The 23,905-nt window shown below is 58.8% G+C and carries 20 protein-coding genes; 17 read left to right on the forward strand and 3 right to left on the reverse strand.

Annotated elements, in window-relative coordinates:
• Positions 1–9: 9 nt before the first annotated feature.
• The 10 genes from QFX16_RS08765 to QFX16_RS08810 all read left to right on the forward strand — a co-directional run bounded on the left by QFX16_RS08765 (position 10) and on the right by QFX16_RS08810 (position 13,732).
• The gene (locus QFX16_RS08765; protein ID WP_140893366.1) at positions 10–714 is read left to right on the forward strand and encodes a succinate dehydrogenase iron-sulfur subunit; all 705 of its coding nucleotides are present in this window, start codon (positions 10–12) and stop codon (positions 712–714) included.
• Positions 715–973: 259 nt separating this feature from the next.
• On the forward strand, positions 974–3,805 hold the full coding sequence (locus QFX16_RS08770) for a 2-oxoglutarate dehydrogenase E1 component (protein WP_283183612.1): 2,832 nt from the start codon (positions 974–976) through the stop codon (positions 3,803–3,805).
• Between the two features lie 42 nt (positions 3,806–3,847).
• Positions 3,848–5,068 carry a 2-oxoglutarate dehydrogenase complex dihydrolipoyllysine-residue succinyltransferase gene (odhB, locus tag QFX16_RS08775; RefSeq protein ID WP_010456848.1) on the forward strand — a complete coding sequence of 407 codons (1,221 nt, stop codon included), beginning with the start codon at positions 3,848–3,850 and terminating at the stop codon, positions 5,066–5,068.
• 110 nt (positions 5,069–5,178) lie between these two features.
• Positions 5,179–6,615 (forward strand): dihydrolipoyl dehydrogenase, encoded by a 1,437-nt coding sequence (lpdA, locus tag QFX16_RS08780; RefSeq protein WP_095130080.1) that lies wholly within the window; start codon positions 5,179–5,181, stop codon positions 6,613–6,615.
• Between the two features lie 199 nt (positions 6,616–6,814).
• Entirely contained in the window at positions 6,815–7,981 is a 1,167-nt protein-coding gene (sucC, locus tag QFX16_RS08785) for an ADP-forming succinate--CoA ligase subunit beta (RefSeq protein ID WP_008148602.1), read from the forward strand.
• Positions 7,981–8,862: a succinate--CoA ligase subunit alpha gene (gene sucD / locus QFX16_RS08790; RefSeq protein WP_008148605.1), complete on the forward strand. Its 882-nt coding sequence runs from the start codon at positions 7,981–7,983 to the stop codon at positions 8,860–8,862. Before sucC ends, sucD begins: the two co-directional genes overlap by 1 nt.
• 487 nt (positions 8,863–9,349) lie before the next feature.
• Positions 9,350–10,771 carry a group II intron reverse transcriptase/maturase gene (ltrA, locus tag QFX16_RS08795; protein WP_283182147.1) on the forward strand — a complete coding sequence of 474 codons (1,422 nt, stop codon included), beginning with the start codon at positions 9,350–9,352 and terminating at the stop codon, positions 10,769–10,771.
• A 350-nt stretch (positions 10,772–11,121) separates the two neighbouring features.
• On the forward strand, positions 11,122–12,435 hold the full coding sequence (gene brnQ, locus QFX16_RS08800) for a branched-chain amino acid transport system II carrier protein (protein WP_283183613.1): 1,314 nt from the start codon (positions 11,122–11,124) through the stop codon (positions 12,433–12,435).
• A gap of 158 nt (positions 12,436–12,593) precedes the next feature.
• Entirely contained in the window at positions 12,594–13,331 is a 738-nt protein-coding gene (locus QFX16_RS08805; RefSeq protein ID WP_008148609.1) for a DUF599 domain-containing protein, read from the forward strand.
• Positions 13,331–13,732 (forward strand): MAPEG family protein, encoded by a 402-nt coding sequence (locus QFX16_RS08810; protein WP_283183614.1) that lies wholly within the window; start codon positions 13,331–13,333, stop codon positions 13,730–13,732. The genes QFX16_RS08805 and QFX16_RS08810 overlap by 1 nt, the downstream gene beginning before the upstream one ends.
• Positions 13,733–13,809: 77 nt before the next feature.
• On the opposite strand, the gene QFX16_RS08815 is transcribed toward QFX16_RS08810, so the two are convergent.
• Positions 13,810–14,043, reverse strand: a complete 234-nt coding sequence (locus QFX16_RS08815; RefSeq protein ID WP_283183615.1) for a hypothetical protein — start codon at positions 14,041–14,043, stop codon at positions 13,810–13,812.
• A gap of 157 nt (positions 14,044–14,200) precedes the next feature.
• Here QFX16_RS08815 and QFX16_RS08820 point away from each other — a divergent pair, with 157 nt between their 5' ends.
• The 4 genes from QFX16_RS08820 (at position 14,201) to QFX16_RS08835 (ending at position 17,907) form a co-directional block, all read left to right on the forward strand.
• A complete protein-coding gene (locus tag QFX16_RS08820) occupies positions 14,201–14,677 on the forward strand; it encodes a PaaI family thioesterase (protein ID WP_283183616.1) in 477 nt (158 codons plus the stop codon).
• On the forward strand, positions 14,674–15,111 hold the full coding sequence (locus QFX16_RS08825) for a PaaI family thioesterase (RefSeq protein WP_283183617.1): 438 nt from the start codon (positions 14,674–14,676) through the stop codon (positions 15,109–15,111). Before QFX16_RS08820 ends, QFX16_RS08825 begins: the two co-directional genes overlap by 4 nt.
• Positions 15,112–15,207: 96 nt before the next feature.
• Positions 15,208–17,112 (forward strand): molecular chaperone HtpG, encoded by a 1,905-nt coding sequence (gene htpG, locus QFX16_RS08830; RefSeq protein WP_283183618.1) that lies wholly within the window; start codon positions 15,208–15,210, stop codon positions 17,110–17,112.
• A gap of 66 nt (positions 17,113–17,178) precedes the next feature.
• On the forward strand, positions 17,179–17,907 hold the full coding sequence (locus QFX16_RS08835; protein WP_283183619.1) for a dienelactone hydrolase family protein: 729 nt from the start codon (positions 17,179–17,181) through the stop codon (positions 17,905–17,907).
• Between the two features lie 28 nt (positions 17,908–17,935).
• On the opposite strand, the gene QFX16_RS08840 is transcribed toward QFX16_RS08835, so the two are convergent.
• Positions 17,936–18,823, reverse strand: a complete 888-nt coding sequence (locus tag QFX16_RS08840) for a pirin family protein (RefSeq protein WP_283183620.1) — start codon at positions 18,821–18,823, stop codon at positions 17,936–17,938.
• Positions 18,824–18,884: 61 nt separating this feature from the next.
• Positions 18,885–19,301 carry an OsmC family protein gene (locus tag QFX16_RS08845; protein ID WP_283183621.1) on the reverse strand — a complete coding sequence of 139 codons (417 nt, stop codon included), beginning with the start codon at positions 19,299–19,301 and terminating at the stop codon, positions 18,885–18,887.
• Between the two features lie 252 nt (positions 19,302–19,553).
• On the opposite strand from QFX16_RS08845, the gene QFX16_RS08850 reads away from it, so the two are divergent.
• From QFX16_RS08850 to QFX16_RS08860, 3 genes are all read left to right on the forward strand, one after another.
• Positions 19,554–21,179, forward strand: coding sequence for a methyl-accepting chemotaxis protein (locus QFX16_RS08850; protein ID WP_283183622.1), 1,626 nt, complete (start codon positions 19,554–19,556; stop codon positions 21,177–21,179).
• Between the two features lie 169 nt (positions 21,180–21,348).
• Entirely contained in the window at positions 21,349–22,725 is a 1,377-nt protein-coding gene (locus QFX16_RS08855) for a pyridoxal-phosphate dependent enzyme (RefSeq protein WP_283183623.1), read from the forward strand.
• Positions 22,722–23,900 (forward strand): trans-sulfuration enzyme family protein, encoded by a 1,179-nt coding sequence (locus tag QFX16_RS08860; RefSeq protein WP_283183624.1) that lies wholly within the window; start codon positions 22,722–22,724, stop codon positions 23,898–23,900. The genes QFX16_RS08855 and QFX16_RS08860 overlap by 4 nt, the downstream gene beginning before the upstream one ends.
• Positions 23,901–23,905: the final 5 nt, after the last annotated feature.

Raw genomic sequence — 23,905 nt, forward strand, 5'->3', positions numbered from 1 at the left:
GTGGCCGCCATGTTGCAAGTCAGTGTTTATCGCTACAACCCTGATCAGGACGCTGCGCCGTTCATGCAGGAATTTACGGTCGATACCGGTGGTAAAGACCTGATGGTGCTGGACGTCCTGGCCCTGATCAAAGAGCAGGACGAAGGTTTCTCCTATCGTCGCTCTTGCCGTGAAGGTGTTTGCGGTTCCGACGGCATGAACATCAACGGCAAAAACGCTCTGGCGTGCGTCACGCCGCTGTCCGCTGTTGTAAAAGGTAACAAGCTGATCGTTCGTCCTCTGCCAGGTTTGCCGGTTATCCGTGACCTGGTCGTCGATATGAGCATCTTCTACAAGCAATACGAGAAGGTTAAGCCATACCTGCAGAACGACACGCCGGCTCCGGCCATCGAACGTCTGCAGACCCCTGAAGAGCGTGAAAAGCTTGACGGTCTGTACGAGTGCATCCTGTGCGCTTGCTGCTCGACCTCTTGCCCGTCCTTCTGGTGGAACCCGGACAAGTTCCTGGGTCCAGCTGCTCTGCTGCAAGCGTATCGCTTCCTGGCAGACAGCCGCGACACCAAGACTGCCGAGCGTCTGGCTTCACTGGATGACCCGTTCAGCGTATTCCGCTGCCGCGGGATCATGAACTGCGTCAACGTCTGCCCGAAAGGCCTGAACCCGACTAAGGCCATCGGTCACGTACGTAACATGCTGCTGCAAAGCGGCGTGTGATTCAGCAGTACCTGTAGGACCGCAGTACCCGTAGATGCTACGGCGCAGGCTTCAACCGGCGCCGTAGTCTTAACCTGAGCAGCAGCTTATAAGGCTGCGGCTCTTATTTTGAAGAAATGAGACAAGCAGGGGCATCCGGGCTGGTACCCGGACTATCAGCGTGATCCTAAGTGGCTTGTTTTAGTCGCTGCATTTGGACTTCTGCAAGTGTGCTCGGTGTCGACGCCGGTGGTGTTCCCCTAACCGAGGGTGACCAAGCATGCAAGAAAGCGTGATGCAGCGCATGTGGAACAGCGCCTACCTATCCGGTAGTAACGCTGCCTATGTGGAAGAGCTCTACGAGCTCTACCTGCACGACCCTAACGCTGTGCCAGAAGAGTGGCGCACCTACTTCCAGAAGTTGCCTGCTGACGGCAACACTGCCACCGATGTTTCGCACTCCACAATTCGCGATCATTTCGTCTTGCTGGCAAAGAACCAGCGCCGCGCCCAACCGGTTTCCGCCGGCAGCGTGAGCAGTGAGCACGAGAAGAAGCAAGTTGAAGTGCTGCGATTGATCCAGGCCTACCGTATGCGTGGCCACCAGGCAGCCCAGCTTGACCCGCTGGGGCTGTGGCAGCGTCCTGCACCTGCAGACCTGTCGATCAATCACTACGGCTTGACCAATGCCGATCTTGATACGACCTTCCGTGCCGGCGACCTGTTCATCGGCAAAGAGGAGGCGAGCCTACGCGAAATTCACGAAGCGTTGCAGCAGACATATTGCCGCACCATCGGCGCTGAATTTACGCATATCACCGATTCCGAGCAGCGCCAGTGGTTCCAGCAGCGTCTGGAAAGCGTGCGCGGCCGTCCAACGTACTCCGCCGACATCAAGAGCCACCTGCTCGAGCGCGTCACCGCCGGCGAAGGTCTGGAAAAATACCTGGGTACCAAATACCCGGGTACCAAGCGTTTCGGTCTGGAAGGCGGCGAGAGCCTGATTCCGATGCTCGACGAGCTGATCCAGCGTTCCGGTTCCTACGGCACCAAGGAAATCGTTATCGGCATGGCCCACCGTGGCCGTCTCAACGTGCTGGTCAACACCTTCGGCAAGAACCCGCGCGAGCTGTTCGACGAGTTTGAAGGCAAGAAGAAGGTCGAGCTGGGTTCCGGTGACGTTAAGTATCACCAGGGCTTCTCGTCCAACGTGATGACCACTGGCGGTGAAGTTCACCTGGCCATGGCGTTCAACCCGTCCCACCTGGAAATCGTTTCCCCGGTGGTCGAGGGTTCGGTTCGCGCCCGTCAGGATCGTCGTAACGACCCTACCGGCGAGAAGGTTCTGCCGATCTCCATCCACGGTGACGCGGCATTTGCCGGTCAGGGCGTGGTCATGGAAACCTTCCAGATGTCGCAGACCCGCGGTTTCAAGACCGGCGGTACCGTGCACATCGTGATCAACAACCAGGTCGGTTTCACCATCAGCAACCCGCTGGACTCGCGTTCCACCGAGTACGCGACCGACGTTGCGAAAATGATCCAGGCGCCGATCCTCCATGTGAATGGTGATGATCCGGAAGCCGTGTTGTTCGTGACCCAGCTGGCCATCGACTACCGCATGCAGTTCAAGCGTGACGTGGTGATCGACCTGGTCTGCTACCGTCGTCGTGGCCACAACGAGGCCGACGAGCCAAGCGGCACCCAGCCAATCATGTATCAGCAGATCACCAAACAGCGCACCACCCGTGAGCTGTATGCCGATCGTCTGACTCAGGGCGGTGTGCTGGACGCAGAGCGTGTTCAGGCGAAAGTCGACGAATACCGCAATGCGCTGGACAACGGTCTGCATGTTGTAAAAAGCCTGGTCAAAGAGCCGAACAAAGAGTTGTTCGTGGACTGGCGTCCGTATCTGGGCCACGCCTGGACCGCGCGTCACGACACTCGCTTCGATCTGAAAACCTTGCAGGAACTGTCCGCCAAGCTGCTGGAAATTCCAGAAGGCTTCGTGGTTCAGCGCCAGGTCTCGAAAATCTACGAAGACCGTCAGAAAATGCAAGCCGGCGGCCTGCCGATCAACTGGGGTTACGCCGAAACCATGGCGTACGCGACCCTGGCGTTCGAAGGTCACCCGATCCGCATGACGGGTCAGGACATCGGTCGTGGTACGTTCTCGCACCGTCACGCTGTCTTGCACAACCAGAAAGACGCGGGTACCTACGTCCCGCTGCAAAACCTGTACAAGGGCCAGCCACGTTTCGACCTGTACGATTCGTTCCTGTCCGAAGAAGCCGTGTTGGCGTTCGAATACGGTTACTCGACCACCACGCCTGAGGCGCTGGTGATCTGGGAAGCCCAGTTCGGTGACTTCGCCAACGGTGCCCAAGTGGTTATCGACCAGTTCATCACCAGTGGCGAGCACAAGTGGGGCCGTCTCTGCGGTCTGACCATGCTGCTGCCGCACGGTTATGAAGGTCAGGGTCCGGAGCACTCTTCGGCTCGTCTGGAGCGTTACCTGCAACTGTGCGCCGAGCACAACATTCAGGTAGCCGTGCCGACTACGCCGGCTCAGATCTACCACTTGCTGCGTCGCCAGGTGATTCGCCCGCTGCGCAAGCCGTTGATCGTCCTGACGCCGAAGTCGCTGCTGCGTCACAAACTGGCCATCTCGACCCTGGAAGATCTGGCCGAAGGTTCGTTCCAGACCGTTATCCCGGAAATCGATACCCTGGACCCGAAAAAGGTCGAGCGCATTGTTCTGTGTAGCGGCAAGGTCTACTACGACCTGCTGGAAAAACGCCGTGCCGAAGGTCGTGATGACATCGCCATCGTGCGTATCGAGCAGCTGTACCCATTCCCTGAGGACGACTTGAACGAAGTCCTGGCTCCGTACACCAACCTCAAACATATCGTTTGGTGTCAGGAAGAGCCGATGAACCAGGGTGCCTGGTACTGCAGCCAACACCACATGCGCCGCATCGTTGGCAATCACAACAAAGCACTCTTTCTCGAGTACGCCGGTCGTGATGCTTCCGCTGCACCTGCTTGTGGTTATGCATCGATGCACGCTGAGCAGCAGGAAAAACTGCTGCAAGACGCCTTTACTGTTTAACGCCTTCGCGCACCTGAAACCGAATTTAAGGACCCACAGATAATGGCTATCGAAATCAAAGCCCCCACTTTCCCGGAATCGGTTGCCGATGGCACCGTTGCCACCTGGCACAAAAAGCCGGGCGACGCCGTCAAGCGCGATGACCTGATCGTCGACATCGAAACTGACAAAGTCGTGTTGGAAGTGTTGGCCACCGCTGATGGCGTGCTGGGCGCTATCGTCAAGAACGAAGGCGACACCGTTCTGTCCGACGAAGTCCTGGGCTCCATCGAAGCGGGCGGCGCTGCTGCCGCTCCAGCTGCTGCCGCTGCTCCGGCCGCTGCACAAGCTGCTGCTCCTGCCGCTGAAGGCGAAGATGATCCTGTTGCTGCACCGGCTGCTCGCAAGCTGGCTGAAGAAAACGGTATCAACATCGCTTCCGTTGCCGGCACTGGCAAAGGCGGTCGTGTGACCAAGGAAGACGTTGTTGCCGCTGTAGCTGCCAAGAAAGCCGCTCCGGCTGCCGCGCCTGCCAAGGCTGCTGCTCCTGCCGCTGCTGCTCCAGTGTTCGCTGCCGGCGATCGCATCGAGAAGCGCGTACCGATGACCCGCGTGCGGGCCACCGTCGCCAAGCGTCTGGTTGAAGCTCAATCGAACATGGCGATGCTGACCACTTTCAACGAAGTCGACATGACCGAAGTCATGGCCCTGCGTTCGAAGTACAAGGACCTGTTCGAGAAGTCCCACAACGGCGTGCGCCTGGGCTTCATGTCGTTCTTCGTCAAGGCTGCTACCGAAGCGCTGAAACGCTTCCCGGCTGTCAACGCGTCAATCGACGGTGCTGACATCGTTTACCACGGCTACGCTGACGTCGGTGTTGCTGTTTCCAGCGACCGCGGTCTGGTTGTACCGGTTCTGCGTAACGCCGAACTGATGAGCCTGGCGGAAATCGAAGGCGGCATCGCCACCTTCGGCAAGAAGGCTCGTGACGGCAAACTGTCGATGGACGAGATGACCGGCGGTACGTTCACCATCACTAACGGTGGTACCTTCGGTTCGATGATGTCGACCCCGATCGTCAACCCGCCGCAAGCGGCTATTCTGGGCATGCACAACATTCTGCAGCGTCCTATGGCGATCAACGGTCAGGTTGTTATCCGTCCGATGATGTACCTCGCTCTGTCCTACGATCACCGTCTGATCGATGGCAAAGAAGCTGTGACCTTCCTGGTTACCATCAAGAACTTGCTGGAAGACCCGGCTCGTTTGCTGCTGGATATCTGATTTCGTTGCACGGGCCGTCCAGTGATGGACGGCCCTTCTGTAATGACCAGCTTCGTCCCACGACGGTCCTCAAAAGGGCCCGTCCGGTTTGATTCGAGAAGGAATGACACATGACTCAGAAATTCGACGTGGTAGTGATTGGCGCGGGCCCTGGCGGCTACGTGGCTGCCATTAAAGCAGCGCAACTGGGCCTCTCCACTGCCTGCATCGAGAAATACACCGACAAGGAAGGCAAACTGGCCCTCGGCGGTACTTGCCTGAACGTCGGCTGCATTCCATCCAAGGCGCTGCTGGACAGCTCCTGGAAATACAAGGAAGCCAAAGAAGGCTTCGCGATCCACGGTATCAATCACGCTGGCGTGACCATGGACGTGGCGGCAATGGTTGGCCGTAAAGCCAACATCGTCAAAGGCCTGACCTCTGGCGTTGCCACCCTGTTCAAGGCGAACGGCGTCACTTCCCTGCAAGGCCACGGCAAACTGCTGGCCGGCAAGAAAGTTGAACTGACCAAGCCAGACGGCACCGTCGAAATCATCGAAGCCGAGAACGTGATTCTGGCTTCGGGCTCGCGTCCGATCGACATTCCACCAGCTCCGGTTGATCAGAACGTGATCGTCGATTCGACTGGCGCACTGGAATTCCAATCGGTTCCAAAACGTCTGGGCGTTATCGGCGCTGGCGTAATCGGTCTGGAACTGGGTTCGGTCTGGTCCCGTCTGGGTTCCGAAGTGGTTGTTCTGGAAGCGCTGGAGAAGTTCCTGCCAGCGGCTGACGACGCCGTTTCCAAAGAAGCCTACAAGACCCTGACCAAACAAGGTCTGGACATCAAGCTGGGCGCTCGCGTCACCGGTTCCAAAGTGAACGGCAACGAAGTTGTCGTGAACTACACCGATGCCAATGGCGAACAGAACATCACGTTCGACAAGCTGATCGTTGCCGTTGGTCGCCGTCCGGTGACCACCGAGCTGCTGGCAGCTGACAGCGGTGTGAACATCGACGAACGTGGCTTCGTTTTCGTTGACGACCAGTGCGCCACCAGCGTTCCGGGCGTTTACGCGATAGGCGACGTGGTTCGCGGCATGATGCTGGCGCACAAGGCGTCCGAAGAAGGCATCATGGTGGTTGAGCGCATCAAGGGCCACAAAGCCCAGATCAACTATGACCTGATCCCGTCTGTTATTTATACTCACCCGGAAATCGCGTGGGTTGGCAAAACCGAGCAGGTCTTGAAGGCTGAAGGTGTTGAAGTTAACGTTGGCACCTTCCCGTTCGCAGCCAGTGGCCGTGCCATGGCAGCCAACGACACCGGCGGTTTTGTGAAAGTCATTGCTGATGCCAAGACTGACCGCGTATTGGGCGTCCACGTGATTGGCCCGAGCGCTGCAGAACTGGTTCAGCAGGGCGCGATCGGTATGGAGTTCGGCACCAGTGCCGAAGACCTGGGCATGATGGTTTTCTCCCATCCGACCCTGTCCGAAGCCTTGCATGAAGCTGCTCTGGCGGTGAATGGCGGCGCCATTCACATCGCCAACCGCAAGAAGCGTTAAGACAAGACAATAAGAAACCACGGCGGAAGGCCCGTCGTGAGCCTTGCGTGCAAGACTCACCGCGGAATGTCCGCCGGACGCAGCCTTGCGTAGTTCACCGGTTATCCGGAACACCTACGCAAGCAGCAGTCACAGGTGGTGCGGCACTTGAACAAGTGCAGCACCGAATGCGCAGTACCTAACGAAGACGGTAATAAGCATGAATCTTCACGAGTATCAGGGTAAGCAGCTGTTCGCCGAATACGGCCTGCCAGTATCCCAGGGTTTCGCCGTAGACACCCCGGAAGCAGCAGCAGAAGCGTGCGACAAAATCGGCGGGACCGAATGGGTTGTCAAAGCCCAGGTTCACGCAGGTGGTCGCGGTAAAGCGGGCGGCGTCAAGCTGGTTCGTAGCAAAGAAGACGCCAAAGCATTTGCTCAACAGTGGTTGGGCAAGCGTCTGGTGACTTACCAGACTGATGCCAATGGTCAGCCAGTCACCAAGATCCTGGTTGAGTCGTGCACTGATATCGCTAAAGAGCTGTACCTGGGCGCTGTCGTTGACCGTTCGAGCCGTCGCATCGTGTTCATGGCTTCCACCGAAGGTGGCGTGGACATCGAGAAAATCGCTCACGACACCCCTGAGAAAATCCTCAAGGCCACTATCGATCCACTGGTTGGCGCTCAGCCATTCCAGGGTCGCGAGCTGGCATTCCAGCTCGGTCTGGAAGGCAAGCAAGTTGCTCAGTTCGCCAAGATCTTCGTAGGCCTGGCCAAGCTGTTCAAGGATCACGACCTGGCCCTGCTGGAAGTGAACCCGCTGGTGATCAAGGCTGACGGCGATCTGCATTGCCTCGACGCCAAGATCAACATCGACGCCAACGCCATGTACCGTCAGCCTAAGCTGAAGACTTTCCACGATCCGTCGCAAGACGATCCGCGCGAAGCGCACGCTGCCAAGTTCGAACTGAACTACGTAGCACTGGAAGGCAACATCGGTTGCATGGTCAACGGTGCTGGCCTGGCCATGGGTACCATGGACATCGTCAACCTGCATGGCGGCAAACCAGCCAACTTCCTCGACGTGGGCGGCGGTGCTACCAAAGAACGCGTGACCGAAGCGTTCAAGATCATCCTGTCCGACACTAACGTCGCTGCAGTATTGGTCAACATCTTCGGCGGCATCGTTCGTTGCGACATGATTGCCGAAGGCATCATCGGCGCTGTGAAAGAAGTCGGCGTGAAAATCCCGGTTGTTGTTCGCCTTGAAGGCAACAACGCTGAGCTGGGCGCTAAAGTACTGGCAGAAAGCGGTTTGAACATCATCGCTGCTACCAGCCTGACCGACGCTGCTCAACAAGTTGTCAAAGCTGCGGAGGGCAAATAATGAGCGTCCTGATCAATAAAGACACCAAAGTTATCTGCCAGGGTATTACCGGTTCGCAAGGTAGTTTCCACACCCAGCAAGCCATCGAATACGGCACCAAGATGGTGGGTGGCGTAACGCCCGGCAAAGGCGGCACCGAGCACCTGGGTCTGCCAGTGTTCAACACCGTGAAAGATGCTGTAGCTGCCACTGGCGCCACCGCCAGCGTGATCTACGTTCCAGCTCCTTTCTGCAAGGACTCCATCCTGGAAGCAGCATTCGGCGGCATCAAGCTGATCGTTTGTATCACTGAAGGCATTCCTACCCTGGATATGCTGGATGCCAAGGTCAAGTGCGACGAGCTGGGCGTAGTCCTGATCGGTCCTAACTGCCCAGGCGTGATCACTCCAGGCGAATGCAAGATCGGCATCATGCCAGGTCACATTCACTTGCCAGGCAAGGTCGGTATCGTTTCCCGTTCCGGCACCCTGACCTACGAAGCTGTCAAGCAGACTACTGACGCCGGTTTCGGTCAGTCGACTTGCGTCGGCATCGGCGGTGATCCGATCCCGGGCTCGAACTTCATCGACATCCTGAAGCTGTTCCAGGAAGACCCGAAGACCGAAGCGATCGTGATGATCGGTGAGATCGGCGGTTCGGCTGAAGAAGAAGCGGCTGCTTACATCAAGGCACACGTGACCAAGCCGGTTGTTTCCTACATCGCTGGTGTGACTGCCCCTGCGGGCAAGCGCATGGGCCATGCTGGCGCAATCATCTCTGGCGGCAAAGGCACTGCAGACGAGAAGTTTGCTGCCCTGGAAGACGCAGGTGTTAAAACCGTGCGTTCGCTGGCAGACATCGGCAAGGCTTTGTCCGAGCTGACCGGTTGGGCGATCAAGTAAGCTTCGCGCTTATCTGACGCTTCACCAAACAAAGGCCACCCTCGGGTGGCCTTTGTCGTTTGTGCGCCAGGCATGGCGCGTTGCGCGCAAGCGCAACCGGCTTGGCTGTGGTGGCCACGCTGGTGACTTGGAGGTGAAAGTCCTCTACACACCCGGCAAGGGGAAGTGTTAGCCAGAGGCAAGGGTGTCGCGGGTGACTGCGAATCTGAAGGAAGCCCGAGGCAAAATGCTGGCCTGACGAACAGGAAGCGGATTAGGCGGCGCAGCGGGGTAAGGGGGCAAACTTCCTCAAAGCCCAATACTTGCACGGAACGTTGCGACGTAGATCCGACAGGCATAAGCAGGAAGGTCACGCGAATTACCCTGGGAGATCTGCACGTTTGCCACTGTGCTACCGAACGCCGAGAGGCGACGGGATGAGCGTGCAGAAGTCAGCCGAGGCCGTAGTAAGTGGCGGATAACCACGTCACCAAGGGCCGAACAGGTTATGCCGCTGGTAGGCGTCAGAGTCTCGTTGGATACCGAAATGCAGAAATTTCTCGCAGAGAAGACTGTTACTCCGAGTCCCGGACAGTATCCGCGGATGACGGCTGACAGCGCACAGGTATCGGCGGCGTCTGTGACGTGGACGAACGCGGAGCCGGACACGCTGATGGAGCGGGTGCTTGCACCCGCCAACCTCAAGCGTGCGTATCAACGCGTAGTCAGCAACAAGGGCGCGCCGGGTGCCGATGGCATGACGGTCGACGAATTGGCAGGCTACGTGAAACAGTATTGGCCGACCCTTAAGGCTCGGTTGCTGGCCGGTGAGTATCACCCACAAGGTGTACGCGCCGTCGACATTCCGAAACCCAAAGGCGGGACACGGCAGCTGGGTATCCCCTGCGTCGTGGATCGCCTGATCCAGCAGGCCTTGCTGCAACAGCTCACGCCGATCTTCGACCCTCTGTTCTCGGATTACAGCTACGGCTTTCGTCCGGGCAGAAGCGCTCACCAAGCCATCGAAACCGCTCGCGGCCATGTGGCAGCGGGTCACCGCTGGTGCGTGGAACTTGATCTGGAGAAATTCTTTGATCGGGTCAACCACGATGTCCTGATGGCTTACGTGGCGCGTCAAATCGAAGACAAGCGTGTGCTCACGTTGATCCGTCGTTACCTCGAAGCGGGAACGATGTCAGGTGGACTCGTCAGCCGACGGCAGGAAGGGACGCCGCAAGGCGGCCCGCTTTCGCCGTTGCTGTCGAACATCCTGCTCAACGAACTCGACAGCGAACTGGAACGGCGGGGTCATCGCTTCGTGCGCTACGCCGACGACGCCAACATTTATGTGCGCAGTCGCCGTGCCGGCGAGCGAGTGATGGTCAGCGTCGAGTGCTTCCTGATCCAGCGTCTGAAACTGACGCTGAATAGGGAAAAGAGCCGCGTGGCAAGGCCTTGGGTCTGTGATTATCTGGGTTATGGGATGAGCTGGCACCGACAGCCGAGACTAAGAGTGGCGACGAGGAGTCTGGGTCGCTTACGCGACCGACTCGCAGAGCTGCTACGCGGCGCGCGGGGTTGCAAGATGGCAACCGTCATCGTGCGGATAAACCCTGTGCTGCGTGGTTGGGCTGGGTACTTCAAGTTAACCCAAGGCAAGCGAGCGCTGGAGAAACTGGATGGCTGGGTGCGTCGTAAGCTGCGCTGCGCCGTATGGCGTCAATGGAAGCAGCCCTCAACAAGGGCTCGTAACTTGATACGCCTGGGGCTCAGTAGGCATCGCGCCTGCATATCAGCGTTCAATGGCCGAGGCCCATGGTGGAACTCGGGAGCGCCACACATGAATCAGGCGCTACCGAAGAAACTGTGGGATCGGCTTGGTCTGGTCTCAATACTGAATACGATAACTCGGCTTAATCGCATAACTTGAACCGCCGTATACGGATCCGTACGTACGGTGGTGTGAGAGGACGGCGGCTGTAAAGCCGCCTCCTACTCGATCTGGTGATCGTTCCCACGCTCCCGTGTGGGAACGATCTGTGCGGAGGTAGGAAATTTAGATATGTAAACGCGACACGGAAATGTCGCGCATCGGACATATCGCACCCTAACAGTGCGTTTGTCGGGCAAATTCGTTAGGCTAGCAGCCATTTTTGCGTCCGCGGCCCACAAGGTTGCTACGCGCTAAACGGGTCAGTCCTATACGGACCGACAGCATTTCCCTCACCCCTCAGGGAAATCCCTCTCTAAATTCCGATTCAGTAGTGTGGTATTTCCTTAATGAAAGTGTTGAAAGGCCAGGACATCCTGGCACTTGGTTTTATGACGTTTGCCCTGTTTGTCGGGGCTGGCAACATCATCTTCCCGCCTATCGTCGGTCTGCAGTCCGGTCCAAATGTCTGGATGGCGGCGCTGGGCTTTCTGATCACTGCGGTGGGTCTGCCGGTGATCACCGTCGTCGCCCTGGCCAAGGTCGGTGGCGCCATGGATGCCTTGAGCAGCCCGATCGGGAAAGTCGCCGGTGGCCTGCTGGCTGCTGCGTGCTACCTCGCTGTCGGCCCGCTGTTCGCGACACCGCGCACCGCCAGCGTGTCATTCGAAGTCGGCTTGGCGCCGCTGACCGGCGAGAGCCCGCTGGCGCTGTTCCTCTACAGCTCGGTGTACTTCCTGCTGGTGTTTTTCATCTCGCTCTATCCGGGCCGGCTGCTGGATACCGTAGGACGTTTCCTCGCACCGCTGAAGATCATCGCCCTGGCCGCGCTCGGCATCGCCGCGTTTGCATTGCCGGCCGGTGATGTCGGCGTGGCCACCCCGGAATACGTGGCGGCACCGTTCTCCCAAGGCTTCATCAATGGTTACCTGACCATGGATACTCTGGGCGCACTGGTATTTGGCATTGTCATTGTCAACGCAATCCGCTCCCGTGGCGTGGAGTCGCCGGTGTTGATTACTCGTTACGCGATCATCGCCGGGCTGATTGCCGGCGTGGGTCTGGCGCTGGTTTACATCAGCCTGTTCCGTCTCGGTTCGGGCAGCCATGAAGTGGCCGCGGGTGCCACCAACGGCGCGGCGGTGTTGCACGCTTACGTGCAACATACCTTCGGCTCACTGGGCAGCGGTTTTCTGGCGGTGCTGATTTCCCTGGCCTGTCTGGTAACGGCGGTGGGTCTGACATGCGCCTGCGCCGAATACTTCAGCCGTGTGCTGCCGCTGTCCTACAAGACATTGGTCATCATCCTGGCCGCGTTCTCCCTGCTGGTGTCCAACCTGGGCCTCACCAAGCTGATTGCGTTCTCGATCCCGGTGCTGACCGCGATCTACCCGCCGTGCATTGCCCTGGTCGCCCTGAGCTTCTGCAAGGACTTCTGGCATGAGCAGGGCCGCATCGTCGGTCCGGTGATGCTGGTGTCGTTCATCTTCGGTTTGATCGACGCCCTCAAGGGCGCGGGTCTGGCGGACTGGATGCCGACTCAGTTGTCCCACCTGCCGCTGAGCGAGCAAGGCCTGGCCTGGCTGGTGCCGTCGGTCATGACCCTGGTCGTCGCGGTGGTTTGCGATCGCCTGCTGGGCAAGCGCGAAGAAGCTCTGGCTTAAGCCGCTTCATGGCCCGCCACAAGCGGGTCGTGAACACACATGGAAATGCCCCGTATCAATCGATACGGGGCATTTTTTTTGGAGCCGGTGCAGTGTCTTTTTCCTTGCGCTAACGTCGAAGCACTACTTGCTTTGCCAAACACATCACAAGGACCTGCATGTCGTTCATCCACGCCAACATGATCCACATCCTCGCCGCGCTCTGGTTCGCCATCTGCTGGGGCGGTTACACCCGTTATGCGACGTGGAAGGGCCGCGACACCGCGTGCCTGGCCAGCGTGCTGCACCTTTATCGCGAAGACTGGATGCGCCGCATGCTGTTGCGCGACAACCGCATCGCTGACGCCAGCGTGATCGGTAACCTGGAGCGCAACGCCTCGTTCTTCGCCTCTAGCACACTGATTATCCTGGCCGGCATTCTCACGGTGCTCGGAGCGTCCGAACGGGCGGTGTCGTTGTTGGCGGATATCCCGATGGTGCAACAGGCGTCCCAGGGAATGTCGGAGATCAAGTTGCTGTGCCTGGCGCTGGTGTTTGTCTATGCGTTCTTTACGTTCAGTTGGTGCATGCGCCAGTACAACTTTGCGGCAATTCTGGTTGGCTCAGCGCCCATGGTCGGTGAGCGTCACGTTTCCGAACAAGAGCGCAAAGCCTTTGCTGCCCGGGCGGCCCGCGTCATTTCCATGGCCGCCAACCAGTTCAACTTCGGACTGCGCTCTTACTACTTCGGCATGACCATGCTGGCCTGGTTCGTCAGCCCGTGGTTGTTCATGTTGATGAGTGCCGGCGTGGTGCTGGTGTTGTATCGCCGGGAGTTTCATTCCGACGTTCTGGACGTGATGGTCTATACACCTACAGAGGCACCATTGCCCGAGGCGATTAAAGAGGCTGTTTGATGAGTATTCCGTTCTGGTGTGTGTTTATCAGTGCCTTGCTGATTTTTGTGGCAAAGATTCCCGTGGCCAAGGCGATGAATGACCAGGGTGGTTACGACAACCACTTGCCGCGTCAGCAACAGGCGCAACTGACAGGCTTCGGTGCTCGTGCGTTGGCGGCTCATCAAAACTGTTTTGAGGCGTTCATTCTGTTCGCGGTGGGGGTGTTGATGGCTCACACCACGCAGACAGCGGGGTGGCTGATCGACTTGCTGGCAATCATCTTCGTGATTACGCGAATCATTTATTTGCTGTGCTATTGGGTTGATCTGGCCTGGCAGCGCAGCCTGGTATGGTTCGTCGGACTAGTGTGTTCGTTGCTGTTGATGATTAGTCCGACTTTTAAAACTATTTTGCTGTAACGCCTGCAGTGCAAAAAAACAGCAGGCAAAAGAAAACCCGCACTTGGCGGGTTTTCTTTCTCACGCTAAAAACTGTTTTAGTTTTTAGGTGCTTCTTTTGCTGCCGCTGCATCCGATTCAGCCTGAGCTTTGGCGGCTTCGGCGTTTTCTTTCGCAGCGTCGTTCACTTTATCCTGAGCTTTGCTCATGTCTTGCTGAGCTTGCTCAGCATGTTTGGCAGCATCTTGAGCTTTGTCCTCGGATTTTTTATCGCAGGCTGCGAGACCGAGGGAAGCGGTCAACATCAAGGCAACAGCTAAAGTCTTACGCATGGGGTGTTTCTCCTTATGGAAAATATCTACTGACCTTAAGAGCACAGCCCATAGCGTTAAGTTCCTCAAATCATACAGATATATAAGTTTATTCCGACGGGAACTTTTACTGAAACGCCTAGTGCGTTGCCTGAACACTAAGAAGAGTTTTATCAAAATGGCCGAAAACCCCGTTTTTGAGCGCGCTACACGATTTTTATCGGCGCTGCGACATTGTCAGGTACTTGGGCTGCGGGTTCACAGCGCCAGCGCTGATGGGCTAACGGTCATCCTGCCGTATAGTCCTCAAATTGTTGGCAACCCGCAAACCGGCGTGATTCACGGCGGGGCGCTGACCTCGCTGATGGACACGGCCTGCGGCATGTCCACCCTCTGCGTGCTGCCCGAATTCGAAGTTTGTCCGACCCTCGACCTGCGCATCGACTACATGCACGCCGCCGAGCCGCATAAAGATGTCTACGGTTTTGCCCAGTGCTACCGGGTGACCACGGATGTGATCTTTGCTCGCGGTTTCGCCTACCAGGACGACCCCGAGCAGCCCATCGCCCATGTGGTGGGTACCTTCATGCGCATGGGCAAAGCCATCAAGGGCACCAAAGGCTTTGGCGGCGTCATCGCCGGAGGTGCGAAATGACCGATTCCTTCAAGGAACAACTTCAGCAGGCACATGAGCAGGGCGACTACGCCTCACTGCTGCACCTGATTCCCTACGCCAAATTGATCGGCATCGAATGTTCGCGGGTGGGGGATGATCTGCTGTTTCGCTTGCCGGCCAACAAGGACAACATTGGTAACCCCTTATTGCCGGCGATTCATGGTGGCGTGATCGCCGGGTTCATGGAGTTGTCCGCAGCGCTGCACCTGCTGATTTTCACCGGTTCGCCGGGTGTGCCGAAGATCATCGATTTCTCCCTCGACTATCTGCGCGCCGGGCAGTTTCGCGACACCTGGGCCAGATGCCAGGTTTGCCGGCAGGGTCGCCGGGTCGCCAACGTTGCGATTACGGCCTGGCAAAGCACTGAAGCCGAACCGATTGCCACAGCCCGCGCCCATTTCAAAATTGAATAGCCCTTGAAATCCTGAACTCAGCCCCCAACTTTGATGACAACCCGCCGCCGACCCTTCAGGTCGCGGCCACTGCCATCTGATTGGAGTTTGATGACCATGAGTGTGGAAACTCAAAAGGAAACCCTGGGCTTCCAGACCGAGGTGAAGCAGCTGCTGCACCTCATGATCCATTCGCTGTATTCCAACAAGGAAATTTTCCTTCGCGAATTGATCTCGAACGCCTCTGACGCTGTCGACAAGTTACGTTTCGAAGCCCTGTCCAAGCCTGAGTTGCTGGAAGGTGGCGCCGAACTGAAAATCCGTGTGAGCTTCGACAAGGACGCTAAAACCGTCACCCTCGAAGACAACGGTATCGGCATGAGCCGTGAAGATGCGATCACCCACCTGGGTACCATCGCCAAATCCGGCACTGCCGATTTCATGAAACATCTCTCCGGCGATCAGAAAAAAGACTCGCACCTGATCGGTCAATTCGGTGTGGGTTTCTACTCTGCATTCATCGTCGCCGATAAAGTCGACGTGTTCAGCCGTCGTGCCGGTGCTGCTGCCACCGAAGGCGTGCACTGGTCGTCCAAGGGTGAAGGCGATTTTGAAGTTGCCACCGTTGATAAAGCCGAGCGCGGCACTCGCATCGTCCTGCACCTGAAGTCCGGTGAAGACGAATTCGCCGATGGCTGGCGTCTGCGCAACATCATCAAGAAGTACTCCGACCACATCGCTCTGCCGATCGAGTTGCCGAAAGAAGTGGCAGCCGTTGAAGGCGAAGAGCAACCGGCCGTTGAATGGGAAACCGTCAACCGCGCCAGCGCCCTGTGGACTCGCCCTCGCACTGAAGTGAAAGACGAGGAATACCAGGAGTTCTACAAACACGTCGCTCATGACTTCGAAAACCCGCTGAGCTGGAGCCACAACAAGGTCGAAGGCAAGCTTGAATACAGCTCGCTGCTCTACGTGCCGGCCCGTGCTCCATTCGATCTGTACCAGCGTGAAGCGCCGAAAGGCCTGAAACTGTACGTGCAGCGCGTGTTCGTGATGGATCAGGCAGAGTCGTTCCTGCCGCTGTACTTGCGCTTCATCAAGGGCGTGGTCGATTCCAACGACCTGTCGCTGAATGTGTCGCGGGAAATCCTGCAGAAAGACCCAATCATTGATTCCATGAAGTCGGCGCTGACCAAGCGCGTTCTCGACATGCTGGAAAAGCTGGCGAAGAACGAGCCTGAGCAATACAAAAGCTTCTGGAAAAACTTTGGCCAGGTCATGAAAGAAGGCCCGGCAGAAGACTTCGCCAACAAAGAGAAAATCGCTGGCCTGCTGCGTTTCGCATCGACCAGCGGTGATGAAGGCGAGCAAGTGGTGGGTCTGGCCGAATACCTGGCTCGCGCCAAGGAAGGTCAGGACAAGATCTACTACCTGACCGGCGAAACCTACGCGCAAGTCAAAAACAGCCCGCATCTGGAAGTTTTCCGCAAGAAAGGCATCGAAGTGCTGCTGCTGACCGACCGCATCGACGAGTGGCTGATGAGCTATCTCAGCGACTTCGACGGCAAGAGCTTTGTCGACGTGGCGCGCGGTGACCTGGACCTGGGCAACCTGGATTCGGAAGAAGACAAGAAAGCTGCGGAAGAAGTCGCCAAGTCCAAAGAAGGTTTGGTTGAGCGTCTGAAAACTGCACTGGGCGACTCCGTTGCTGAAGTGCGGGTTTCCCATCGTCTGACCGATTCCCCGGCGATTCTGGCCATCGGCGAGCAGGACTTGGGCATGCAGATGCGTCAGATCCTGGAAGCCAGCGGTCAGAAGGTTCCTGAATCGAAGCCGATCTTCGAATTCAACCCGGCTCACCCGCTGATCGAGAAGCTCGACAACGAGCAGAGCGACGAACGCTTCGGCGACCTGTCGCACATTCTCTTCGATCAGGCGGCGCTGGCCGCCGGCGACAGCTTGAAAGACCCGGCCGCGTATGTGCGCCGTCTCAACAAGCTGCTGGTTGAACTGTCGGTTTAACTGCGTTGTACAAAAACCCGCTTCGGCGGGTTTTTTTATTCTGGTGTCTTTTACTGGGAGTTAGTCATGAGCCAGATCACTGTTCGTTCCGTCGCTTATCAGATTGATGGCCAGTCGTATGAAAGCCGTCTGGCGTTCGATGCCGACCACAAAGGCCCGCGTCCCGGCCTGTTGATGGCGCCGAATTGGATGGGCGTCAGCGCCGGTGCCGAGGAAATTGCCAAGTCTGTGGCGTCCAAGGGTTATGTGGTGCTGATCGCGGACCTCTACGGCCAGTCGGTCCGTCCGCAGAACGGCGACGAGGCGGGTGCAGCCATGATGCCGCTCAAGCATGATCGGACGTTGTTGCGCAAACGCATGCAAGCAGCGTTCGATCAGTTGCAAATCCAGGACGAAGCGGAGGTCGATAGCTCGAAACTGGCGACCTTTGGTTTCTGCTTCGGCGGTTGCTGCGCGCTGGATCTGGCTCGCACCGGCGCGCCGGTGAAAGCAGCGGTGTCTTTCCACGGAACTCTGGATTCGCCGAATCCGGCGGATGCCAGGAACATCAAGGGTTCGGTGCTGGTGCTGCACGGTGCATCCGATCCATTGGTGCCGAAAGAGCAGTTGCCGGCGTTTGAAGATGAAATGAGCGCGGCGGGCGTGGATTGGCAACTGCTGAGCTACGGCGGCGCGGTGCACTCCTTCACCGATCCGCATGCCAATGTGCCGGGCATGATGATGTATGACGCGAAGACGGCGGGGCGTGCGTTTGCGTCGATGCACAACTTGCTGGATGAAGTGTTTAAAGGCTGATAGCGGCTCTCGGTCCTGACACTGATCGTTACAGGGGGGTGGGCTCGCTTCGTCCCTTTGGCAACTCAATCCTGTCACTTTCCCCCGGCACCGTCGGCCAATCCCCGGCCGCCCAACGTCGCCGCGCTTCATCGATCAACGCCGGATCGCTCGCCACAAAATTCCAGTTGATCCGCCGCGGCCCATCCAGCGGCGCTCCACCAAACAGCACGGCATGACAGTCGCTTTCAGCGAACAGCGTCATCTCTTCCCCAACCGGCAGCACCACCAGCGAATGCGGTTCTATCAGCTCGCCATCCAGTTGCACCTCGCCGTCCAGCACATACAACGCCCGCTCTTCATGCTCGGTTGGAATCAGCAAGGTGGTCGCCGTTTGCAGGTTCAATTCGGCATACAAGGTAGGAGAAAGCACCGGGACCGGTGATTCCAGGCAAAAGCCTGACCCGGCAATCATCCGGATCTTCACCCCCAGGTTATCGCTGACCGGCAGCGTGGCCGCCGGATGGTGACTGTAGTGTCCGGGACCGTGCTCTTTATCTTTTGGTGAGGCCAGCCAAATCTGTAAACCGTGCATCGTGAAGCCGCTGTCCTTCAACGCCTCAGGCGTGCGCTCGACGTGGGCAATCGCGCTGCCCGCCGTCATCCAGCTGACATCACCGGCCTCCACCACTTGGTCAGAACCGAGGCTGTCCTTGTGCTGGATTTTTCCTTCGAACAAGTACGTGAGGGTCGACAGACCAATGTGCGGATGCTGACGGATGTTCATGCCTTTTCCCGCCTCATAACGGGTTTCGAGCATGTGGTCGAAAAACACGAAAGGCCCGACGCTGCGGCATTTGGCTGACGGCAGTGGGCGAAGAATTGGCTGGCCTTCGACATCTTCGGCGCGGGGACGGATCACGAGCGGAGTGTTCATGCTGCATTCCAGGCTGAGCGGGTAATGCGTGGAGCATAACCCGCTTGCGCAGCCCTTGCCGCTATTGGCTGAAGGCACCTTCAGACAGGTGCGTTTCGATGCTGACGTCGGTGGTGGTCATCAACTTGTGGACCGGGCAACGGTCGGCCACGCGGTGCAGCTCATCGCGCTGAGCGTCGGTGAGCACACCTTTGAGTGTCAGTTTGACGTGGAGGGCATATTTACCTTTCTGCTCTTCACTGTTGTCACGTTTGACTTCGACCGTGATACCGGTCAACGGGATGTCTTTCTTCTTCGCGTACATCTTCAGGGTCAGGGCCTTGCAGGCACCCAGGGCCGCGTCGAAGTAATCGTGTGGCTCGGGCGCCGAGCCTTCGCCGCCGGCGAGTGTCGGTACGTCGGCAAAGAGTTCATGGTCATCGATCTGTACGCTGTGACGAAAACCTTCGGTGGAGACGGTGTTGACGGTGACAGTCATGGGAAACCTCGTAGGCAACAGGAAAAGTCATTCGGTCAAAAAAGACCTTGAAGTTATAGAGCACTCCTCCTGTTACGCGTTCCACTTTCTTGCGTGCCCATTCCCGAGCGCTGAATCGTTACCGCCCGTCGATCGAAGTAGTTGGGCGTTTTGATATCACGTTTTCGTCTTACGCAAAATTTCCCCGGGCCGATACCTTCTAAAGCAACCCGCTGCAGGGTTGATGCAGCGCTTATGGAAGGAACCAGAGCAATGAGTATCAGAAGTCTCAATATTGCGCCGCGCGCGGGCCTGGGTTTTGGCCTGCTGGCGTTGATGGTGTTTGGATTGGGGGCGTTCGCCCTGCTGCAAATGTCGAAAATGCGCGCGCAGTCCGATCAGGTCGATGACAACTGGCTGCCCAGTGTGATGGCGGTCGGGGAGATGAATCAGGACATGCTGCGGCTGCGGGCATTGACCATGCGCCTGCTGATCAATCGGGACCCGCAGGCGCTGGCGCAAAACGTCAGCAAACTCGACGAGCTCAAAGGCGTCCTGGGTGAGCCTCAGCAGTGGTATGACGCGCTGATCGTGCTGCCCGAAGAGCGTGTGCTGTTCGACCGCTTCAAAGTCTCGGAGCAACACTACCTGCAGTTTCAGACGCAGGTGATGACGCTGTCTGCTCAGGGACGGGTGGAAGAGGCGGCCGCCATCCTCAATGGCGAGATGAGTCCGTTGGCCGATGAAATCGCCGCCACCCTCAAGGCATTGGTCGAACTGAACAAACACAACGCTAACCTGGCGACGGAGGCGGGGCGCCAGGTGTTCAGCCATTCGCGGGTCTGGGTCGGGGTGATGATTGGCCTGACGGCGCTGATGACCATCGGCCTGGCGCTGCTGCTGACCCGCAGCATCGTCGTGCCGCTTTCTCAATCGTTGAAGGTGGCTGAAGGGGTGGCTGGCGGCGATCTCACCGGTGATATCAGCATCACCGGCAAGGACGAGCCGGCGCGGCTGTTGCACGCGCTCAAAAGCATGCAGGGGAGTTTGCGCGAAACCCTGCGGCGTATCTCCGACTCATCCAGCCAATTGGCCTCGGCCTCGGAAGAACTCAGTTGTGTGACCGAAGAGGCCACCCGGGGCCTGCATCAGCAGAGCCTGGAAATCGACCAGGCCGCCACGGCGGTGAATCAGATGACCGCTGCGGTGGAGGAGGTTGCGAGCAATGCGGTGGCCACGTCCGAAGCGTCTCGGGAATCCGACCGGATCGCCCAGCACGGTCGCGAGCAGGTGCATCAGACCGTGTTGTCCATCGAATCCCTGGCCGACGATGTCACGGCCAATGCGACCCAGGTCGAGGACCTGGCGCAGAAAGTTTATGGCATCAGCAAAGTCCTGGATGTGATTCGTTCGATTGCCGAGCAGACGAACTTGCTGGCCCTGAACGCGGCCATCGAAGCAGCGCGGGCCGGGAGTGCCGGGCGCGGGTTTGCGGTGGTGGCCGATGAAGTGCGAGCGCTGGCGCACCGGACGCAGCAATCGACCCAGGAAATCGAGCAGATGATTACTGGCATCCAGCAAGGCACCGATGCTGCGGTCAGCTCGATGCAGCAGAGCAACACGCGCGCGCGTTCGACCCTGGAAGTGGCGAAAGCCGCCGGCACGGCGCTGGAGGAAATCGCCACGGCGTTTACCCTGATCAATGAACGCAACCTGGTGATTGCCAGCGCCTCAGAGGAGCAAGCGGCTGTCGCGCGAGAGGTGGATCGCAACCTGATGAACATTCGCGATCTGGCATTGCAGACGTCGGCCGGGGCCAATCAAACCAGTGCCGCAAGCCAGGAGCTGTCTCGGTTGGCGGTCGATCTGAATACGATGGTGGCGCGGTTTTCGGTCTGAACGCCGAGCGGATTTGTCGTTCCTGCGACGCTACCGGCTGGCTGTGCAAGGTTGCGGGTGGCGCCATCCCGGCCTATGGTCCAAGCGATGCTTTGCCTGCGACTGGCGCGCGATGACTCGCCGCCGGTTGCTGTCCATCCAGTGCTGATTTGCGTAGCGAGGTGACGACATGCCCACCGACTCCCGACCCGCCGTACTCGAACTGATCGGCAATACGCCGCTGGTGCGCGTCAGCCGTTTCGATACCGGCCCGTGCACGCTGTTCCTCAAACTCGAATCGCAGAACCCCGGCGGTTCGATCAAAGATCGCATCGGCCTGGCGATGATCGACGCCGCCGAGCGCGATGGCCGCTTGCGTCCCGGCGGCACCATCGTTGAGGCGACCGCCGGCAACACCGGCCTTGGCCTGGCCCTGGTCGGCCGTGCCAAGGGTTACCGAGTGGTGTTGGTGGTGCCGGACAAGATGTCCACCGAGAAGGTTTTGCACCTCAAGGCGATGGGCGCCGAGGTGCACATTACCCGCTCCGACGTCGGCAAGGGCCATCCCGATTACTACCAGGACGTTGCGGCGCGGCTGGCGCTGGAAATTCCCGACGCTTTCTTCGCCGATCAATTCAACAACCCGGCCAACCCGCTGGCCCACGAATGCAGCACCGCGCCGGAGATCTGGGCGCAGACTCAGCATGATCTGGACGCCATCGTCGTCGGCGTTGGCTCGGCCGGTACGCTGACCGGGCTGACCCGTTTCTTTCGCCGCGTGCAGCCGGAATTGGTCATGGTGCTGGCCGATCCGGTCGGCTCGGTGATGGCCGAATACAGCCGCAGCGGCACCATGAGCACGCCCGGCTCCTGGGCGGTGGAGGGCATCGGCGAGGACTTCATTCCGTCGATTGCCGACCTGTCCAGCGTGCGCCACGCGTATTCGATCAGCGATGAGGAAAGCTTCGATCATGCCCGCCAACTGCTGCGCGCCGAAGGCATTCTCGGCGGTTCCTCGACGGGCACACTGCTGGCGGCGGCGCTGCGTTACTGCCGCGAGCAAACCGAGCCGAAGCGGGTCGTCAGCTTCGTCTGCGACACCGGCACACGCTACCTGTCAAAGGTCTATAACGACCAGTGGATGAACGATCAGGGCCTGCTGCAGTACAAACATTACGGCGATCTGCGCGACCTGATCTCACGGCGCTTTGAGGATGGCCGGGTGATCAGCGTGGGCCCGGACGATACGCTGCTCACCGCGTTCCAGCGCATGCGCCTGGCTGATGTGTCGCAACTGCCGGTGCTGGAGGGCGGGCAGCGGCTGGTCGGCGTGATCGACGAGTCCGACATTCTGCTTGGCATGCAAGAAGATGCTTCGCACTTTCGCGCGAGCGTGGCCAGCGCGATGACCGATCAGCTGCAAACCCTGCCTCCAAGCGCCAGTCTGGCGGAACTACGGGCGGAGCTCGACCGTGGGCTGGTGGCGATCATCGCCGACGCTTCGGGCTTCTACGGCTTGATTACTCGAGTCGACATGCTCATTCACCTACGGAGATCGCTTACATGAGTCAACACGATGAAAACGCTGTGCCACGCGCCTTCGCCACCCGTGTGATCCATGCCGGGCAAACGCCCGACCCTTCCACCGGCGCGCTGATGCCGCCGATTTATGCCAACTCCACCTATTTGCAGCAGAGCCCCGGAGTGCACAAAGGCTTCGACTACGGGCGCTCGCACAACCCGACGCGCTTTGCGCTGGAGCGTTGCGTTGCGGACCTTGAAGGCGGCACCCAGGCCTTCGCGTTCGCCTCCGGGCTGGCGACGATTTCCACCGTGCTCGAATTGCTCGATGCTGATTCGCACATCGTCTCTGGCAATGACCTGTACGGCGGTACTTTCCGCCTGTTCGATAAAGTGCGCCGGCGCAGCGCCGGGCATCGCTTCAGCTTCGTCGACCTGACTGATGTGTCGGCCTTCGAAGCGGCGCTGCAGGACGACACGCGGATGGTCATGGTCGAGACGCCGAGCAATCCTTTGCTGCGCCTCACTGACCTCGTTGCCATCGCCCGCATCTGCCGCCAGCGAGGCATCATTTGTGTGGCCGACAACACCTTTGCCAGCCCATGGATACAGCGCCCGCTGGAGCTGGGCTTCGACATCGTGCTGCACTCGACCACCAAATACCTGAACGGCCACTCCGATGTGATCGGCGGCATCGCGGTGGTCGGACAAAACGCAGACCTGGCGGAGCGTCTGGGCTTCCTGCAGAACGCGGTGGGCGCGATCGCCGGGCCTTTCGACGCTTTCCTCACCCTGCGCGGCGTTAAGACCCTGGCGCTGCGCATGGAACGCCACTGCAACAACGCGCTGGACCTGGCGCAATGGCTGGAGCGTCAACCGCAGGTGGCGCGCGTCTATTATCCGGGGCTGCCGTCGCACCCGCAGCATGAACTGGCGCAGCGGCAGATGCGCGGTTTCGGCGGGATGATATCCCTCGACCTGAACACCGACCTGGCCGGTGCCACGCGTTTCCTCGAGAGTGTACGGATCTTTGCCTTGGCCGAGAGCCTGGGCGGTGTGGAAAGCCTGATCGAGCACCCGGCGATCATGACCCACGCCAGCATCCCCGCGGATACTCGTGCGCAACTCGGCATCGGTGATGCGTTGGTGCGGTTGTCCGTGGGGGTCGAGGATGTCGAAGACCTGCGCGCCGACCTGGCACAGGCGCTGGCGCGGATCTGAATTTC

The organism is Pseudomonas svalbardensis (assembly GCF_030053115.1).
GTDB lineage: Bacteria > Pseudomonadota > Gammaproteobacteria > Pseudomonadales > Pseudomonadaceae > Aquipseudomonas > Aquipseudomonas svalbardensis.

What these genes read in the sequence shown, in the direction of transcription:
- QFX16_RS08765 (WP_140893366.1), top strand. Translation starts at nt 10, where the DNA reads ATGTTGCAAGTCAGTGTTTATCGCTACAACCCTGATCAGGACGCTGCG.
- QFX16_RS08770 (WP_283183612.1), top strand. Translation starts at nt 974, where the DNA reads ATGCAAGAAAGCGTGATGCAGCGCATGTGGAACAGCGCCTACCTATCC.
- odhB (WP_010456848.1), top strand. Translation starts at nt 3,848, where the DNA reads ATGGCTATCGAAATCAAAGCCCCCACTTTCCCGGAATCGGTTGCCGAT.
- lpdA (WP_095130080.1), top strand. Translation starts at nt 5,179, where the DNA reads ATGACTCAGAAATTCGACGTGGTAGTGATTGGCGCGGGCCCTGGCGGC.
- sucC (WP_008148602.1), top strand. Translation starts at nt 6,815, where the DNA reads ATGAATCTTCACGAGTATCAGGGTAAGCAGCTGTTCGCCGAATACGGC.
- sucD (WP_008148605.1), top strand. Translation starts at nt 7,981, where the DNA reads ATGAGCGTCCTGATCAATAAAGACACCAAAGTTATCTGCCAGGGTATT.
- ltrA (WP_283182147.1), top strand. Translation starts at nt 9,350, where the DNA reads ATGCCGCTGGTAGGCGTCAGAGTCTCGTTGGATACCGAAATGCAGAAA.
- brnQ (WP_283183613.1), top strand. Translation starts at nt 11,122, where the DNA reads ATGAAAGTGTTGAAAGGCCAGGACATCCTGGCACTTGGTTTTATGACG.
- QFX16_RS08805 (WP_008148609.1), top strand. Translation starts at nt 12,594, where the DNA reads ATGTCGTTCATCCACGCCAACATGATCCACATCCTCGCCGCGCTCTGG.
- QFX16_RS08810 (WP_283183614.1), top strand. Translation starts at nt 13,331, where the DNA reads ATGAGTATTCCGTTCTGGTGTGTGTTTATCAGTGCCTTGCTGATTTTT.
- QFX16_RS08815 (WP_283183615.1), bottom strand. Translation starts at nt 14,043, where the DNA reads ATGCGTAAGACTTTAGCTGTTGCCTTGATGTTGACCGCTTCCCTCGGT.
- QFX16_RS08820 (WP_283183616.1), top strand. Translation starts at nt 14,201, where the DNA reads ATGGCCGAAAACCCCGTTTTTGAGCGCGCTACACGATTTTTATCGGCG.
- QFX16_RS08825 (WP_283183617.1), top strand. Translation starts at nt 14,674, where the DNA reads ATGACCGATTCCTTCAAGGAACAACTTCAGCAGGCACATGAGCAGGGC.
- htpG (WP_283183618.1), top strand. Translation starts at nt 15,208, where the DNA reads ATGAGTGTGGAAACTCAAAAGGAAACCCTGGGCTTCCAGACCGAGGTG.
- QFX16_RS08835 (WP_283183619.1), top strand. Translation starts at nt 17,179, where the DNA reads ATGAGCCAGATCACTGTTCGTTCCGTCGCTTATCAGATTGATGGCCAG.
- QFX16_RS08840 (WP_283183620.1), bottom strand. Translation starts at nt 18,823, where the DNA reads ATGAACACTCCGCTCGTGATCCGTCCCCGCGCCGAAGATGTCGAAGGC.
- QFX16_RS08845 (WP_283183621.1), bottom strand. Translation starts at nt 19,301, where the DNA reads ATGACTGTCACCGTCAACACCGTCTCCACCGAAGGTTTTCGTCACAGC.
- QFX16_RS08850 (WP_283183622.1), top strand. Translation starts at nt 19,554, where the DNA reads ATGAGTATCAGAAGTCTCAATATTGCGCCGCGCGCGGGCCTGGGTTTT.
- QFX16_RS08855 (WP_283183623.1), top strand. Translation starts at nt 21,349, where the DNA reads ATGCCCACCGACTCCCGACCCGCCGTACTCGAACTGATCGGCAATACG.
- QFX16_RS08860 (WP_283183624.1), top strand. Translation starts at nt 22,722, where the DNA reads ATGAGTCAACACGATGAAAACGCTGTGCCACGCGCCTTCGCCACCCGT.